This window comes from Nostoc sp. CMAA1605, from assembly GCF_021596505.1.
GTDB lineage: Bacteria > Cyanobacteriota > Cyanobacteriia > Cyanobacteriales > Nostocaceae > Trichormus.
The window spans coordinates 12,585-31,294 of sequence record NZ_PJIZ01000036.1 but is presented as its reverse complement, the minus strand read 5'-3'; the positions used below and the strand labels follow the sequence as shown (position 1 = coordinate 31,294).

Annotated in this window: 9 protein-coding genes and 1 pseudogene; all 10 read right to left on the bottom strand. The window is 39.0% G+C overall.

What is annotated here, in order from left to right; genetic code table 11:
* Positions 1 to 16: 16 nt before the first annotated feature.
* On the bottom strand, positions 17 to 1,390 hold the full coding sequence (locus CV014_RS14255; RefSeq protein ID WP_236142633.1) for a cytochrome P450: 1,374 nt from the start codon (positions 1,388 to 1,390) through the stop codon (positions 17 to 19).
* Between the two features lie 7 nt (positions 1,391 to 1,397).
* Positions 1,398 to 2,771 carry a cytochrome P450 gene (locus tag CV014_RS14250; RefSeq protein WP_236142632.1) on the bottom strand — a complete coding sequence of 458 codons (1,374 nt, stop codon included), beginning with the start codon at positions 2,769 to 2,771 and terminating at the stop codon, positions 1,398 to 1,400.
* A 58-nt stretch (positions 2,772 to 2,829) separates the two neighbouring features.
* Positions 2,830 to 3,573, bottom strand: a complete 744-nt coding sequence (locus CV014_RS14245) for a thioesterase domain-containing protein (protein WP_236142657.1) — start codon at positions 3,571 to 3,573, stop codon at positions 2,830 to 2,832.
* A 95-nt stretch (positions 3,574 to 3,668) separates the two neighbouring features.
* On the bottom strand, positions 3,669 to 4,022 hold the full coding sequence (locus CV014_RS14240) for a phosphopantetheine-binding protein (RefSeq protein ID WP_236142631.1): 354 nt from the start codon (positions 4,020 to 4,022) through the stop codon (positions 3,669 to 3,671).
* A 3-nt stretch (positions 4,023 to 4,025) separates the two neighbouring features.
* A pseudogene (locus CV014_RS14235) lies at positions 4,026 to 4,100 on the bottom strand (hypothetical protein); the annotation flags it as partial.
* Complete coding sequence (locus CV014_RS14230; RefSeq protein ID WP_236142630.1) at positions 4,100 to 6,928, bottom strand: non-ribosomal peptide synthetase; 2,829 nt, start codon at positions 6,926 to 6,928, stop codon at positions 4,100 to 4,102. The pseudogene CV014_RS14235 and the gene CV014_RS14230, both read right to left, overlap by 1 nt.
* A 23-nt stretch (positions 6,929 to 6,951) precedes the next feature.
* Positions 6,952 to 10,053 carry a beta-ketoacyl synthase N-terminal-like domain-containing protein gene (locus CV014_RS14225; protein ID WP_442946912.1) on the bottom strand — a complete coding sequence of 1,034 codons (3,102 nt, stop codon included), beginning with the start codon at positions 10,051 to 10,053 and terminating at the stop codon, positions 6,952 to 6,954.
* Between the two features lie 160 nt (positions 10,054 to 10,213).
* The gene (locus CV014_RS14220) at positions 10,214 to 10,987 is read right to left on the bottom strand and encodes a class I SAM-dependent DNA methyltransferase (RefSeq protein WP_236142629.1); all 774 of its coding nucleotides are present in this window, start codon (positions 10,985 to 10,987) and stop codon (positions 10,214 to 10,216) included.
* A 21-nt stretch (positions 10,988 to 11,008) separates the two neighbouring features.
* The gene (gene panP / locus CV014_RS14215) at positions 11,009 to 12,664 is read right to left on the bottom strand and encodes a pyridoxal-dependent aspartate 1-decarboxylase PanP (RefSeq protein ID WP_236142628.1); all 1,656 of its coding nucleotides are present in this window, start codon (positions 12,662 to 12,664) and stop codon (positions 11,009 to 11,011) included.
* A gap of 43 nt (positions 12,665 to 12,707) precedes the next feature.
* On the bottom strand, positions 12,708 to 18,650 hold the full coding sequence (locus CV014_RS14210) for a non-ribosomal peptide synthetase (protein ID WP_236142627.1): 5,943 nt from the start codon (positions 18,648 to 18,650) through the stop codon (positions 12,708 to 12,710).
* Between the last annotated feature and the right edge of the window lie 60 nt (positions 18,651 to 18,710).

Genomic DNA, 18,710 nt, shown 5'->3' with positions numbered 1-18,710 from the left:
TAGATACTTAATCTCACTAAAAATGCACAGCCTCTTGTGGTGATTGTTGATGTTGCTGAATGTTGCATAATACCATTTTTAATTTACTGGCTGGGGGATAGTTTGCACCTTGGGGTTGTGGTTTTTCTCGCTTTGTATGGGTTAGGGCTAATTGATAACGAGAAAGAATTTTTGCTAATACTAATTTCATTTCAAACGTAGCTAAAGCTTCTCCAGGACAACGCCTAGCACCGCCACCAAAGGGCATAAATTCGTAGGGAGAGTATTGTTTTTCTAGAAAACGTTCTGGTTGAAATTGCTGTGGTTGTGGATATAATTCTGGGTTTTGATGTGTTAAATAAATACAACCGATGATGATTGCGCCTGGAGTTAAGTTATAGCCCATGAGATTAGTTGTTGATTCTACTATCCGGGGAAATGTGACGAATTGAGTGGGATAAATCCGCAATATTTCATTACAGACGGCATTGAGATAAGGAAGTTCAACAATGCTCATGGGGTTGGGATATTCACCCAATTTAGTGATTTCTTGACGCAATTTTTCGCGGACTTGTGGTTCACGATGAAGCCAGTATAATGCCCAAGTAATGGCTGTTGCAGAAGCATCTCGTCCACCGAATAATAATGAAGGAAATAAATCGCGTATTTCTTCATTTGTTAATAATTCGCCTGTTTCGTTGCGGGCAAATATTAACTCGGAAAGGACATCATTAGCATTGGGGTTTGGTTGCTGACGACGATCGCTAATTTCCGCGTAAATCAGGTTGTCAAATTGTCGCCATAGATAACGAAAGTAACCCCAAGGACTCCACCGCCCTAAGTCTTGTTGTAAAAAGGGGAAGGATAGGGGGATTTCGACAAAGGGCGATCGCGCATAATTCATTAAATTAGTTAGCAGTTGCTTGAGTTGTTCGTAGCGATCGCCTGTATGTAAGCCGAATAAAGTATTTAAAATTACCTCTAGGGTGATTTTTTGCATGGTGGGGTAGGCTAAAAAAGATTTCCCCAGGGGTAGCTGATTCATGACTTTTTCGGTGACATCACAAATTTGCTGTCCGTAGGCTTTTATCTTATTACCGTGTAAAGGAGACATCAGTAGTTTGCGTCTTTTTCTATGGCGTATACCATCGAGTAGAAGTAGTCCGTTTTTCCCTACCAATGGGGCTGATTCGGCGTTTAATTCTCCAGAGGCGATGATTTCTGTTGTATTGGTGAAAATCTGCTTCATCCCTTGGGGATTACCGACAAAGATTAAGGGTGTAGATTCAGACATGATGGTGAAAGTGTCACCATAGCGTTGATTCATTTGATCGAGAAAACGCAGAGGATCGGCTGTAAATTGCATTCTCAGCAGCCAAGCTGGGAGTTTTGGGCCTTGGGGGAGGTTCATAGTATTTTTAAACGCAGAGGGGTGAAGAGGTTTCCGCAGATGGGCGCGGGGTTTTGGCTGAGATGTGCATTTTGACACCACTGGCGGGATAGCACATTAAACCTTCAAATTTGGGTTGTTCTGGTTGTTTTTTGACTAGGGTGAGTTCATAGTTGGAGAGGATAGTGGCTAGGATGAGTTTCATTTCAAAGATGGCTAAGGCTGCACCAATACAGACACGAGTACCGCCACCAAAGGGGAAAAATTCGTAAGGGGTGTATTGTTTTTCTAGAAAACGTTCTGGTTGGAATTGTTTAGGATTTGGGTATAAATCTGGACGTTGATGTGTGAGATAAATACAACCCATGATGAGTGTTCCTGGGGCTAAGTCATAACCCATGAGTTCAATTGGGGATTCGACGCGGCGGGGAAATGTGAATAATTGTGCCGGATAAATACGTAGGACTTCGTTACAAACAGCACTGAGATAAGGCAGTTGGGCGATGCTCATGGGATCGGGTGAGTCGCCAAGAGTAGCTAGTTCTTGTAGCAGCTGTTCGCGGACTTGAGGCTGGCGATAAACCCAATACAATAACCAAGTGATAGCTACGGCGGAAGCGTCTTGAGCGGCGAATAAGGGTGAGAGTAACAAATCACGGATTTCTTCATCTGTCATCAGTTCACCCATCTCATCACGGGCAAATATTAACTCGGATAGGATATCGCTGCGGGAGGTGTCTGCTTGTTGGCGGCGTTCTTGCACTTCGGCGTAAAGCAGCTCAAAAATTTCTTGACGGAGGTGTAGGAGATATCCCCAAGGACTCCACTTTCCTAAATCTTTTTGCAGAAAGGGTAGAAAAGAGGTAGTTTGCATGATGGGCGATCGCATACTCTTAAGTATGGTGGGAAGTAGGTACTTGAGTTTTTCGTAACGTTCTCCCTCTTGTAAGCCCAAGACAACTTTCATGCTGACTTGCAAGGTAATATCTTCAATTGTGGGATAGGCGGTGAAGGTTTTTTTGGCTAAATATTCATCTATTACTTGCTTTGTCAGGTGGCAAATTAGCTTTCCTTGAGCCTGCATTTTGACACCATGAAAAGCTGGCATCATTAATTTACGTCGATGTTTGTGGCGTAGTCCATCGAGTTGTAATATACCTTGATTGCCGGTGATTAATGCTGCTTCTGCGTTTAATTCACCGGGTGTTTTAATATCTTTTGTATTGGTAAAAATTTGTTTAATGGCTTGAGGTTCGCTCACAAATACTATAGGTGTTTCACCAAAGTTAATGATGAAAATGTTGCCATATTTTTTGGCGATAGCATCCAGGTGGTTTAGGGGGTTGTTGGCTATTTTAATAATGTTTAGCCAGAGAGGAATGTTTACTTCGGGTATTTTCATGTTTAATTTCACGCAGAGACGCAGAAGCGCAGAGGTGCAAAGGTACAGAGAGGATTGTTTAGAGTTTTTGAGTGTGACGGAGAGATGTTTTTAAGTGATTGGCTAGTTCTTGGATGTAAGGTTCATTAAATATAGAGAAATGATTGCCGGGAATTTCTATCATGTTGATGGGTTGGGAAGAATATTTACCCCAACCTAATAAGGGATCATCTGTATGGAATTCGTGAGTTTCAAAGTCGTGGGTAATGATTTTGCTGGCTTTGAATAATGTAATTTCTTGGGGATAAATCTGTGGAATATAATTCCGCATGGCTTGGATATGGGTTTTGAATAGCTGATAACTTTGTAGATGTTGTGCCATTTCTGTATCGCTAATTTTGAGGTTAGCTTTGCTGAATAAGAAATGAAATTGTTCATCTAGCGGTAAATCTCGTAGTTCATTATAGGAAACGGCAAATTCTATATTGAACCAGTTTTTGATAGCTTCAGCTAAACGCAGGACTAATTTAGCATCATCGTCTTTGTCTGGCTGGATGATAGTTTTGGGCAATATTGCGTCAATGACTGCAAGTAAATCAACTGTTTCATTTTGTCTTTGTAGTTGTTGTGCCATTTCAAAAGCAATGATACCTCCGTAACACCAACCTCCTAAAAGATAAGGGCCATGAGGCTGGACTTGACGAACTTCTTTGAGGTAATAAGCTGCGGTTTCTTCTACAGAGAGAGGATTAAATTCTTGTTGATGAGGGGTTTGTTCTAGAGCGTAAAATGGTTGTTCTCTACCTAATTTTTTGGATAGAATAAGGTAGTTGTTGACATCTCCTCCGGCTGCGTGGACACAGAAGAAAGGACGATATTCACCAGCAGATTGAATGGCTACTAAAGGAGAATTTGCACCTAAGCTTGCTGGTTGACTGACAATTTTGGCGAGTTTTTCAATTGTAGGATTTTCAAAGAGGATAGATAGCTGAGGTTATGTCCAAATAGCTCATAAATTTGGGCAATTAAGCGCACAGCTAAAAATGAATGTCCTCCTAGTTCAAAAAAGTTATCTGTAATGCCAATGGGACTAGTGTTAAGTAACTGTTCCCAAATTTTTACTAGGGCTAATTCTGTAAAAGTGTTAGCTGCAACGGAAGATTTATTAACAATTGTGGGAATTACTTCATAAGATAGGAGTGCTTGCTTGTCTACTTTACCATTAGGTGTTAGGGGAATTTCATCTAATAATATAAAAGCTGAGGGTAGCATAAAACTTGGTAGTTTCTGCTGTAAATATGCTTGTAGTGACGGGATGATATCTTTTTGTGGTGTAGCTACATAAGCAATTAAATATTTATCGCTTTGAGCATCATCATAAGAGATGACAACAGCATTTTTACAGACGGATATTGAGCGATCGCAGTGGCAATTTCACCTAATTCTATACGAAAACCTCGAATTTTAATTTGGTCATCATTACGACCGAGATAGTCTAATTGACCGTTATTTTGATAGCGTACTAAGTCACTAGTTTTGAAAAGTTTAGTTCCTATTAAAAATGGGTTATCAATAAATCTTTCTTGTGTCAGTTCTGGACGATGTAAATAACTCCTAGCTAGTCCATCGCCACCAATATATAATTCTCCAGCTACACCAATGGGAACAAGTTGTAAATTGCTATCTAAAATATATGCTTGTGTATTATCTATAGGTTTACCGATGGGAACTGTGGAGGATGTTTCACTTAATAAACTTGTGTCGTAATAAGTGACATTTGCAGATACTTCTGAAGAACCATAAAGATTAATTAATTTGGCATTTGGTAATAATGTCTGAAAAGTTTTGACTAAATCAATAGTTAGTGCTTCTCCACTGGTAATCCAAAGTTGGAGATGAGATAAATTTTGTGTGAGATGTGGGTAATTATCTAGGAGTAGGCGCAATAATGAAGGGACAAGCACGAGGCGCGAAACTTGGTAGTTAGTGAGAGTTTCGAGGAAAATTTGGGGGTCTTTGGCGATCGCATCGGGGATAATAACGCTAGGAACACCTTGCAGTAAGGGTGCAAAAATTTCCCAGACTGAATCAACAAAACTAATCGCTGTTTTCTGACAACAAATTTCCCCAGTTGCGAAAGGATAGGTTTTCCATAGCCAGTGTAAACCGTTAACTGTACCACGATGGGTTCCCAGCACACCTTTAGGCGTTCCCGTTGAACCGGAGGTGTAAATTACATAGGCGAGGTTATGTGCTTCAGATGCGCTGCGGGGGTTTTCTCGACTTTCCTGTTGAATATTATCCCAGTCTGTATCTAATGCGATCGTTGTAAGACGGGTGCTTTGCACCATCGCTTTTACTTCTCCCCAACAATGCTTTAATGATGTGTGGCTAATCATCAATGCCGCTTGAGAATCAGCCAACATAAATTGCAGGCGTTCCACGGGATAATTAGGGTCTAGGGGTAAATAAGCACCGCCAGCTTTTAAAATCGCTAGAATCGCTATGATCATATCTACAGAGCGTTCTAGACATATAGCCACCAGAGTTTCGGTTGTGACTCCTAATTTGATTAAATAATGAGCAAGTTGATTTACTTTTTGGTTGAGTTGTTGATAAGTTAGATTTTCTGGCTGACTAATTAATGCTAAAGCATCAGGAAAAGACTCGACTTGCTGCTCAAATAATTGATGTAAAGTAGCGTGATGCGGATAATCAGATTGAGTATAATTCCACTCTAATAATTGCTTTTTCTCTGGAGTTGTGAGTAATGGCAATTCGGAAATGCTTTGATGAGGATTGATGATAATACTTATGAGTAAATTTTGGAAATTATCAATCAATCTTTGAATTGTCACTGCATCAAATAAATCTGTATTGTATTCCCAAAATCCAGTTAATACCTCTTCTGCTTCCGAGATGGACACAGTAATATCAAATTCCGATGTACCGTGATCAATTTCTAAATTACGCACAGTTAACCCAGCCACTTCTTCCACTGGCGTTGGTGCATTTTGGAGAATAAACATTACCTGAAACAAAGGATTCCGGCTTAAATCTCGCTCAGGTTGCAATTCTTCAACTAACTTTTCAAAAGGTAAATCTTGATGTGCATAAGCATTGAGAGTTACATCTTTTACTCGACTTAAAAGTTCTCGGAAAGTAGGATTACCACTTAAGTTATTCCGCAGAACTAAGTTATTTACAAATAAACCAAGTAACCCTTCTAATTCGGCGCGGTTACGGTTAGCAATGGCGGAACCTACTAAAATATCTTCTTGGGAAGTGTAGCGATATAGTAATGTATTAAACGCCGCTAGCAGCGTCATAAATAAAGTGCAGCCTGCTTGCTGACTTAATTCGGTTAATGCTGCGGTTAATTCTTTTGATAAAGTAAAGTATTGTTTCGCACCGTGAAATGTTGCAACCGGCGGACGGGGATAATCTGTAGGTAACTGGAGTATTGGCAGTTTACCAGCTAATTGTTGCTTCCAGTAATTAAGTTGAGTGTTTAGCAGTTCTCCTTGCAGGCGATCGCGTTGCCAAATGCTAAAATCTGCATATTGAATCGGCAGTTCTGCTAAAGGAGAGGGTTTCCCGTTAGAAAAAGCCGCATATAGCGTTGCTAATTCTTGGGCAAACACACCCATAGACCAGCCATCTGTAATTATATGATGTATGGTTAAAAGTAATATATTTTCTACTTCACTCAAGCGCAGTAAAGTTGCTCTGAATAATGGTGTAGCAGCTAAATCAAAAGGTTTTTGTGCTTCTTTGATAGCAATTTGTTGAACTTCTGTTTCCCAGTCTTGATTAGCTAAATGCTCAATATTAATAATAGGTATTTCCCAAGTTATTTGAGGTAAAACTATCTGTATTGGCTGTTCCTCTCCTGATACAAAGATTGTTCGCCATGCTTCATGTCGTCTGAGGATTTCGTTGAGGCTTTGCTGAAGTGCTGATACATTCAGTAAGCCTGTTAGGTGTAAAGCACTGGTGACATGATAGAAAGAACTACCGTGATAAAGTTGGTGAATAAACCAAAGTCTTTGTTGCGAAAAAGATAATGGTATGGGTTGAGAGTTTTGGCGTTTGGGAATGGCTTCGGTTTTAAATTTACCTTGTTTCCATTTTTCTAATAGGGCTTTTTTGGCTGGGGAGAGGGTGGAGTTGTCCATAGTTTTTATTTAACACACGGGTATTAAGTAGTGAGAATAGTTTGGACTTCTTCTTCTGATAATTCGGTGAGTTTTTCTAGCAGTAGTTCTTCAATTATTTCTGCTTGTTTGGCGATAGTTAAGGCTTGTAATAACAGTTCGCGGAGTGGTAATTCTACAGGGAAATTTGCTTGTAGGCGAGAAGCAAGTTGAGTAGCTATTAGAGAGTCTCCACCTAATTCAAAGAAGTTATCATAAATGCCAATTTGTTGAATTCCTAAAACTTCTTGCCAGACTTTGGCAATTTGTGATTCTAATTCGTTAGTGGGAGCAATGTAAGTATTGCCAATGTGGGGACGGGAATAAGATATATTTGCTTCTTGTAATTTCGTTTCTGTGAAGTTGGCTGAGTTAGAAAAAACTTGGTTTTCTTCTGGTGATTCAAATGATGGTATTTTTGCTTCAATCCAATAACGTTGACGCTCAAAAGGATAAGTAGGTAAGGGAATACGATAAGGTTGTGCGTGGCTATAAAATTCTGACCAATTTATATCTATTCCTGCTAGCCATAGCTGACCTAATGTATTTAATATAAAAGCAATATCTGGTTGTTGTTCTTGGGGATGGCGCAGAGAAGTTACAACTAATTGTTTAGCATTAGGTGTTAAATGCTGCTTTGTTAATGTACTTAATGTCCGTCCGGCTCCTACTTCTATAAAGATACCTTCTGATTGTTTTAATAACTCAGATATACCTTGTGAAAATCTCACACAAGAGCGTAGATGTTGACTCCAATAATGGGGATTCGTAGCTTCATTGGCTTGAATCCAAGTACCAGTAAGATTAGAAATGAAGGGAATTTTGGGCGGTTTGGGGTTAGCTTTTTTTACTTGTTCAGTAAACGCCGCTAACATTGGCTCCATCATCTGCGAATGGAAGGCGTGAGATGTATGTAACAGACGAGAATTGATGTTTTTAGAAGCTAAATAGTTTTGTAAAGTCTCAACAACTTCTGTCTTTCCAGAAACAACACAGGCGGATGGACTATTAATTGCAGCTAGAGAAAGTTCTTCACCTAAAAATTGTTTTACATCTGCTTCTGGTAGTGATACAGCCAGCATACTTCCAGGTGGCTGTTGCTGCATCATTTTTCCTCTCACCGCAACTAAAGTTAAAGCATCTTCTAAACTGAATACACCAGCTAAAGTAGCGGCTACATACTCACCAATACTATGACCTATCATGGACGTGGGTAACACACCCCAAGACATCCATAACTTGGCTAAGGCGTATTCAATGGTGAATAATGCAGGTTGAGCCAGAGATGTTTGTTGCAGTTGGGCGGAAGCTGTTTGTATTTGTTGTTCGCTAGGATATATTATTTGACGTATATCTAACCCCAAGTGCTGTTTAAGAATATCTGCACAAATATCTACTTGTTCTTGAAAAATTGGCTCAACTTCATACAGTTCTCGCGCCATATTTACATATTGCGTTCCCTGTCCTGAGAACATAAATATAACGGGACGTTTGCTCGGTTTCTGGTAGTAGCTGTAAACTCGTTCTGAGTCTAAATTTGTTAATACTTTGATTGCATCTTCAATATCACGACAAACAACCATCCGCCGATAGTCAAAAGCCCGCCGCCCAACACTGAGGGTATAAGCCACGTCAGCCAAATTTAATTCAGGATGCTGTTGTAAATGTGTAGCCAAATTAGTTGTTACTTGCTCAAGTGCTTGCTCACTTTTAGCCGATAAAGGTAACAAAAAATATTTATTTTTGAATTTTGAATTTTGAATTTTGAATTGTATTGCTTCCTCCAAAATCACATGAGCATTAGTTCCACCAATACCAAAGGAACTAACCCCAGCCCGGCGCGGTGTACCGTTACTTTGCCATTCTGAAAGAGTGGTATTGATATAAAAGGGGCTATTAGCAAAATCTATTTGGGGATTAGGAGTTTGAAAGTGTAAATTGGGAGGTATTTGTTGATGTTTAAGGGCTTGAACAGTTTTAATTAAACCAGCCACACCCGCAGCCGTATTCAGGTGTCCAATATTTGTTTTTGTGGAAGCAACAGCACAAAAACCTTTTTTATCAGTGCTATCACGAAAAGCTTGTGTGAGAGCCTTTATTTCAATGGGATCTCCTAATACAGTACCCGTTCCATGAGTTTCAATATAAGAAATCGTTTCTGGTTCCACATCAGCTAATGCTAATGCTTCTAAAATTACTGCTGTTTGACCTTCTACACTAGGTGCTGTATAACCTACTTTTAAAGAGCCATCATTATTAATTGCTGAAGCTTTAATTATGGCATGAATGTAATCGCGATCGCGCACAGCATCTTCTAATCGCTTCAGCACGACTACACCCAAACCGTTACCGAAAATAGTACCACTAGCATGAGCATCAAAGGCGCGACAGTGACCATCATTTGATAAAATTCCCCCTTGTTCATAGTAGTAGCCAGATTTTTGGGGTAAATGTACAGATACACCACCAGCCAAAGCCATATCACTTTCGCCATTGAGCAAACTTTGACAAGCAAAATGCACCGCAACTAATGATGTCGAACAAGCAGTTTGAACATTAACACTTGGCCCTTTTAAATTTAATTTATAAGAAATTTGTGTAGGTAAATGGTCTTTATCATTCCCAACAAACATTTGAAATGATTCGACTGAGTTTAACGCATCCCAATGAGGATAAAAGTTAGAAAATAAATTATGTAATAAATAAGAACTTAAAGCAGCACCAGCAAACAAACCTATTTGTCCAGGATAAGTTTCAGAATTGTAGCCAGCATTTTCTAATGCTTCCCAAACACATTCTATAAATAATCTATGTTGTGGATCTATTAATTCTGCTTCTTTAGGGGTGAAACCAAAAAAATTAGCATCAAATAATTCGATATCTTCTAATACACCAAATGCTTTGACATAATTAGGATCATTAAGTGATTTTGGCTTGATACCGGCTGATAGCAATTCCTCATCAGTAAAGAAAGTAATTGACTCTACACCATCTCGTAAATTTTGCCAAAAAATATCAACATTCTTAGCACCAGGAAAACGCCCAGCCATGCCAATTATTGCTATTGCAGCATCATCGATGCTGGGAAATTTATTTTCAGGATTCATCGAAGTAAATTTTAGAGAAGTCTGTAAACAGTTATCACGCCAGAGTCACGCATCTTAAATTTCTGGCGGTGCGTTAGGACTATTGTTAATAACGCACCCTACAAAACTACAAAACTTAAAACCTTACCAATGAAAAATGGCAACCTTCTTCAGCTAGTTCTTAGAATATACTTTTACGAAAAACGTATATTATTCTTGAATCTGCTAAACCAGATATTTCAGCATCCTGTGTAACATCATTGACCAAAACTTTTGTAAAGCCCACTTTTTCTAGAACAGACTGCACCTCTGTCCGAGAATAAGCTTTAGCTGTACAATTTACATCCTTTCGATGCCAGCTACCATCGAGCAATTGAAATGTCACATAATGACTTTGCCATAACTTACTTTTTGGGTCGTAAATTGAACGTTGTAGCCACGTATAGTCATCGCCAAAATCACCACTACATTCCTCAACTAAATTATTATCTTCTCTCACTAATTCTCCTTCGCTCAAATCGAAGCCAAACCAACCATTTGGCAATAGCGAATCATATACTTTTTGAAAAGCCTTTGTTAAGTCTTCAATACTCAACATATAGTTGAATACTGTACTCGATGAAACAACTGCATGAAAAGTAGGTGGCATTTCAAAAGAGCGTATATCACTCTGAATAAATTCGCCACTGGGTGCATTCTTGCGAGCATAACGCAACATTTCGTCTGATAAATCAACCCCAGTTACTTGATAACCTTTAGCAATCAGTTTATTGACTAATTGACCCTGACCGCAACCAACATCTAAAATACGAGCATTTTCAGGCAAGTATTCTAATATATGTTTTCCCAAAAATTCCAGCCAAAGTTCGCTGCTATTATCTTGTGGATATGCAAAAGCCCAGTTGTTGTAAAGATTTAGGGCATTATCTTCTATGATGGGACTTGCTAAATACATAAAAATCGCTCCAAGTTAATTTTATTCAAAACTGTAATTTTTTTCATCTTCTAAGCGAGAAATTTCTGAGGCAATCTGGATCTGATCCTGCAAAACCGCATCAATATCATCTTCAGTTGTCAATGGATTTGCTAATACTGCCCGTAGTGCCACAATGGAAATTTCTTGACTAAAGCAATTGCTAGTTTTCATTGTCCGCGAGATAAAAGTTCGTCCCGCTTGACGTTGACTTTTTTGCAGATACTCATTAAACTTATTAATAAATAAATTGTCAATCTCCGTCAATTGCTTTTTAGCTACAAGCTCTCTTAAGTTTTCAGGAATATAGCGATAAAGAAGCAAATTAGTATCAGGTTCTGCTAGTAACTCAAACTCAGACATTGAACGAACTTTATTAGCCATATATTGAGTTTTTCTAATACCTTCATCAATTAAAAATTCATATCCTTTACTACCAATTAAATTCAGCCCAGCGTGTAAGAATAACGCCATAGCAGGACGAGAACCTTCCAAAGCGCGTTTACCTAAATCGAAAGATCCCTTACGCATGGTATAGCTGGCTTGTTTCTCAATTGATTGTGCCATTTGCGGTTCACGCAGAAATAGCATCCCAATTCCCATTGGTAGATAAAGTTGTTTATGTCCATCAATGGTGACGGAATTAGCTTGTTCAATACCTGCAAGTTTATAGCGATGTTTTTGAGAAAAAACTAAAGGCCCTCCCCAAGCAGCATCTACATGAAAATGCACATTAGCTTCTTGGGCAATTTCGGCAATATCTAAGAGTGAATCTACACCGCCTGAATCTGTAGTACCAGCAATACCAATAATGGCAATTATACACAAGTTTTGCTCACGACATTTAGCTACAGCTTGACGTAGCGATCGCACTCTCACCCGATTGTTACTATCAACCGGAATTTTAATTAAACCCCGATTTCCAATACCTAACAAATCTGCCGCTTTATCAAAAGAAAAGTGCATTAATTCCGAGCCAATAATGGCTGCACCTTTATAACCATAAAAATTTAATGCTGCGGTTAAACCTTCCTTTTCAACACCTAAAAAATCATCCTTCGCACCCAAAACAGCATTCCGAGCGCACCACATAGCCGTAATGTTTGCCGTTGTCCCACCAGATGTCAAAATACCCAGTGTACTTTGACTATTTTGAATATGTTCAGCGTAAAAATTATCAGATAAATTATATATTTGTCGATGCAACATTGCTAAGGCTTGACGCTCGTAAAAACTGAGAGATTTTGCTGTCTCAATTTTCACTGAATTTTGATTCATCGCCGTCATCAACTTAGCTAACGGTTGCACAAAATATGGCAATGCCGAAGTCATGTGACCAATAAATCTTGGTGAAGCAGTATGAATTGAATGAGCAATCACATTATCAGCTAAATATTCCAAATAGCTAGTAAACTCAGCAGGATGACTCGGTACTTTACTATCACCAAACTTTGCCACCAATGAATCTAAATCAATATCACTACTAGCATCATCTGCCCCAATAAACTTATCAGATATTTCATCAACATACTCATCTATATTGTCTGAATGAGACAGACTAAATAATTGCCTAATGTGTTCTTCAACATCAGAATGCAATCTTTCCTCAGTCTCAAACAAGTAACTTTGTTTTAGCATTTCGGGTTTACTTAACGTCATCGTCCTATATTCCTAAATCTTTACTACTCCACCAAAAAAACTCCTACTCCTCCCCTTTGCGCCTTTGCGCCTTTGCGTGAGCTTTCCTTCTAATTTCCTTACGTCGCTGTAGAGATACCGACATTCCCACAGACAATTCTGAACCCTGCTCCTGACTAAAAAACCGAGCTAACTGACTAATAGTTGGATATTGAAACATTTCAACCAAAGCAAACTCTCGTTGAAATACTTCTTGCAGCTTGCTATGAACCTGAATTAAAAGTAAAGAATGCCCACCAAGTTCAAAGAAATTATCATGTATACCCACCTCATTCAGCCGCAAAACTTCTCCCCAAATCTCAGCAATAGTTCTTTCCGCCTCAGTTTGCGGAAGTTGTAATTGCTGTTCTAACTGCGGACGCACACCCTCTAGACTTGGCAACGATTGATAGTCTACTTTACCATTTGGTAGGAGTGGTAAAGTTTCTAAACTTACGAAAACCGAAGGCAGCATATATTCTGGTAACTTCTCTTTTAGTAAGTTCTGTAAATCGCTAATAATTACTTCTTTATCTTCAGAAACTACATAAGCAATTAACTGCTGTTGTTCTTCCTTCACCACCACAACAGCTTCTTGAATTTTAGGAGATTCGCGTAATATCGCGGCAATTTCTTCTAGTTCTACACGAAAACCCCGCAACTTAACTTGGTTGTCAATTCGTCCTAGAAACTCCAAGTTACCATCAGCTAAATAACGTGCTAAATCTCCTGTTTTATAAAGCGTTATTCCGGCTTTTGAGATAAATCTATTTGCAGTCAGTTCTGGTTGATGAATATAACCTCTAGCCAAACCTACACCACTGACATATACTTCACCAGTTACGGCAATAGGAACAGGTTGCAGATATTTATCTAATAGATAAATTTGGGTATTAGCGATCGCTCTCCCAATTGCCACCCGTTCAGGCAGTGGCTCTGGAGGAGTTATACTGTAACAAGTAACGTCTGCCGAAACTTCAGAAGAACCGTACAGATTTAACAGGGTACTATCTGGTAATGTCTGGCGAAACTGCTGTAACAAGTCAATTGATAACGCCTCACCACTCGTTACCCAAAGTTTCAATTTTGGTAATCTTGCTTGTAAGTCGCGGCTATCTAACAGCACCCGCAACAACGAAGGAACTAGCACCAGTCGGGTGACATGATGTTGAGCCAGGGTTGCAATAAATTGCTGTGGATCTTTGACAGTGCGATCGCCTATAATTACCGTCTTCACCCCTTGCAGTAAAGCCCCAAAAATCTCCCAAACTGAATCTACAAAGTTTAAGGATGTTTTCTGACAACAAACTTCTCCCTCTGTAAACGGATAAGTCTCCCACATCCAATGAAAACGATTGACAGCACCTTGATGTAAACCCAGAACTCCTTTAGGTTTACCAGTAGAACCAGAAGTGTAGATTACATAAGCCAAATTCTCGGCTGTAGTCCCACTCACCGGATTTTCTTGACTAGTCTGAGCAATCTGATGCCACTCAGTATCTATGCACACAACCGTCATATTGTCAAATCTATCAACAAATGACTCATGACAAATGACAAATGACACCCCCGCATCCGCTAACATAAACGCTAGTCGCTGCTGTGGATACGCCGGGTCTAAAGGTAAATATGCACCACCAGCCTTGAGAATCCCCAACAGCCCAACTATCATATCTAGGGAACGTTCTACACATATTCCCACCAAGACTTCTTTACCTACACCCAATGAGCGCAAATAATGCGCCAGTTGATTCGCACGCTGATTTAACTCTTTGTATGTTAGAGACGCGATATATCCCGTCTCTACATCTTCGCAAACCACAGCCACAGCATCCGGTGTCCGTTCTACTTGGGCTACAAATAACTCATGAATGCACTCTTGGGGATATGCAGATTGAGTATCATTCCATTTTGCTAACAGCGTTTTTTCCGCTTCACTTAATAAAGGTAATTCCCAAAGTTGCTGCTGAGAATCGCTGACAATTCCTGCTAGTAATATTTGCAAATGCTGTGCCATTCGCTGTATCGTATCAGCCTCAAACAAATCGGTACTATATTCAAAAGTCCCGACAATTCCCGCAGCCGTTTCTTCCATGAACAAAGTCAAATCAAACTTAGCAGTCCCGTTGTCATTTTCCAGCAAACTCAAATTCAAACCCGACAATTCTATCTCTGACATCGGTGCATTTTGCAGCACAAACATCACTTGAAATAGGGGCGTATAACTCAAAGAACGCTGTGGTTGTAATTCTTCCACCAGCACATCAAAGGGTAAATCTTGGTGAGAATAAGCCCCTAAAGCTACCTCACGCACTCGTGCCAATAATTCCTCAAATGTAAAATTACCTGCTAACTTAGTTCGCAACACTAAAGTATTAACAAAAAAGCCAATTAATCCTTCTATCTCCGCACGGTTGCGGTTAGCAATAGGAGAACCGACCACAATATCTTCATTACCTGTGTAGCGATATAGCAAAGTTTTAAAACCTGCCAGCAATGTCATAAACAAGGTGCATCCCTGTTCCTGGCTGAAACTTTTTAATGCAGCAGTTTGTTCAGCAGAAATTTCAAAATTACAGTAAGCACCCCGAAAAGTTTGCACAGCAGGTCTTGTATAGTCTGTAGGTAATTCAAGCAGTGCAGGTGCGCCCTCTAAATGCTGTCGCCAGTAAGCAAGCTGCGACGCTAAAACATCCCCTACTAACCAGCTTCGTTGCCAAGCAGCAAAGTCTGCATACTGAATTGGTAATGCTGGTAAATTGGGGATTTGCCCAGTACAAAAAGCTTGATAAAGTGTAGAAAGTTCCTGCACAAATACACCTATTGACCAACCATCAGAGGCAATATGATGCAATGTCAATAATAGTAAATATTCTTGTTCATCTAAGCGTAATAACTTCGCCCGTAGCATCAAGTCTGTTTGCAGATTAAAAGGCTGTTGTGCTTCTGTTTGTGTCAGTTGTTCAATTTGAATTGCTTGTAAATCAGTCGCTAAATTACTCAAATCAATTATCGGCAAAGAAAAATTGACTTCTGATGCAATGATTTGCACTGGTTTTCCCGCCACTGTCTGAAAATTGGTGCGTAAAACTTCATGACGACGCACAATTTCCGAGAAACTTTGCTGTAATGCTTGTATATTCAGTTCACCTTGCAAGCGAAAAGCCGCACATAAATTATTAAAGGGGCTATTTGGTTGCAGTTGAGTCAGGAACCACAAGCGTTGTTGAGCAAAAGATAAGATTAATTCCCCATCTCTAGAAACGCGCTCAATAGAAGGAGCATCTAAACCAATTCCCGCCTTAATAATTGTGTCAATAACTGTTGCTAAACCGGCAATTGTTGGTTGTTCAAATAAACGACGTAGAGGCAATTCTACCTCAAACGCCTGTCGCACTTTAGAAATCACACGAGTCGCTAATAGGGAATGTCCCCCCAATTCAAAGAAGTTGTCGTGAATACCTACTTTTTCTAAACTTAAAACTTCCGCCCAAATTCCCATCAGTATTTCTTGAATGGGAGTAGAAGCAGCAACAAAAGTCTTTTCGCTCTGAAGTTGCGTAAAGTCAGGCGCAGGTAAGGCGCGGCGGTCTACTTTACCACTGGGGGCTAATGGTAAATCATCCAACAACATGAAGGCTGATGGCATCATGTGTTGTGGTAATCTTTGTTTGAGTATTTGCCGGAGTTCTGACACTAAATCTGCTGAACTTTCAGGTTGAGGAACTATGTAAGCTACCAAACGCTTGTCACCATTATCTTCTCGCACGATAACTACAGTTTCTCGTACAGAAGAATGCTGACGCAGCATTGCTTCTATTTCTTCTAGTTCCACCCGAAAACCGCGAATCTTGACTTGGTTATCTATGCGTCCCAAAAACTCAATATTACCATCAGGTAGCCATCTACCTAAATCTCCAGTTTTATACATTAAATCTGGATTACCTGCTGGTAATTTTTTTGTAGGACTGGGGAAAGGGTTAGGAATAAAACTTGATTTTGTTTTCTCTGGATTTTGCCAGTAACCATCTCCTACACCAATTCCTGATACACATATTTCTCCCGGAAATCCGATGGGAACTAACCGCATTTCTCGGTCAAGAATATAGATATTTAAGTTAGTTAAGGACTGACCAATAGAAACAGTGCGTTGGTTTTCTGGTAGAGGTTTATCAATAATAAATTGAGTAATATCGTCCGCAGCTTCAGTAGGGCCATAAGCATCAGCTATTCTAATTGTAGGATACAAACTCAACCATTGATTAACTCGTTTGACAGAAACAGGTTCACCAACTACCATCATCCACTTTAAATCAGGTAACTGTCTTTGGTCTTCTGGGAGTTGGCAAATATAATCTATTAATCCTCCAAACACTGCGGGAACTAATTCCACAACAGTAATGCTTTTTTCTTGGAGAACTTTAAATAATTTGTCGGGAATAAAACCTGATTCAATATCTACTATAACTGTTTTACCACCAATCAAAAGCGGAGCTAAAAATTGCCAGACAGAAATATCAGTAGAAGAAGGCGCACTTTGTAAAAAAGCAAAATCTGCTGTTAACTCTAGTTCATCAAACTGAGCATATATATGATTAATTGCCCCGTCGTGTCTGACTATTGCGCCTTTTGGCAATCCAGTAGAACCAGATGTATATAACATATAAGCTGGATCTGTACCTGTATTGCTAGTACTCAAATTCTCAGTAGATAAATGCTGAAAATGTAGTTGATTATATATATTGATATCAGTTAATGCAGTAGAATTTTCTGCATTGTCTAAACAAACTAAAGATTTTAAATGTAGGTTATTTCCTACTAACTCTGTAAACATATCTAAACAGGAAGAATCTGTCAAAATGATTTTGACTTCACTGTTAGATACCATATATTTAATTCTATCAGTTGGATACTGGCTATCAATTGGTAGATATGCTCCACCAGCTTTATAAATAGCAAGTATCCCAATTAAAAAATTAATGTCTCGCTCTTTGAGGATACCAACAATTTCACCTTTTTTGATGCCTATATGTTGGAGTAATTTAGCTAGTTGGTTGGCTTTGGCATTTAATTGTTGATAAATTAGCTGGCTATCTGCATCCTCAACAGCAATTCGATTGGGTGTAGCTTGAGCTTGCTGGGCAAATAATTGATCGATTGTTTGCGTGATTGGATATTGTTTAGTTTTATAATTAAATTTTTCTAATAGCTGGTGCTGTTCTTCTATGGTTAAGAAAGATATATCGCTGATTTTAGTGTGAGGATTGCTGACTACACACTCAAGAACATTCAAATAAGATTTAATCAAACATTTTATAGCATCTTCTCGAAATAGATGCTCATTGTAATCTATTCTACCCAATAATAAATTATCTATACATTTGAATGATAAAGTGACATCATTGCTGATATTCGTAATGTCATTTTGATGATGAATATTTTCTAAGAGAACAATAATGTCACAAAAAGGATAACGATTTTGCTGATTGGGTAAATTTAAGAGTTGCGTTAATTCATCAAGGGGATAATTTTGATGGCAATAGGCGTTAATAGTTGTGGCTTTAACGTGGAGCAGTAAATCTTTAAATGTTTGATTTTTATCAACGTTAATCCGTAGGGGTAAAACTTGAGTTAAATTGCTATCAATTTCTGGGAAGCAGTAAGCTGGAGAAGCAATAATATTATCAGTATTGCCAGTATATTTTTGCATTAATACACTGAATGCAGACAACAAAATTAAATATGTTGATAAATACGAATTATTGCTGAGTGTGAGAATAGCTTCTGACAGGTAAGGAGATAATTGGAAACTAACTGATTTATGCTTACCAGTGTAAATTGCAGGTCTAACATAGTCTGTAATTAAATTTGTCTCTGGTAATTCATCAGATAATTGATTCAACCAATAAATTTTCTGTGTAAATAAATCTTCAGATGTAATTGTCGGTTTACTTTGAATCGCAACCATTATCTGTTACCTTGTTACAAAATACTTGATGGATATCACGCAGAGGCGCAAAGACGCAGA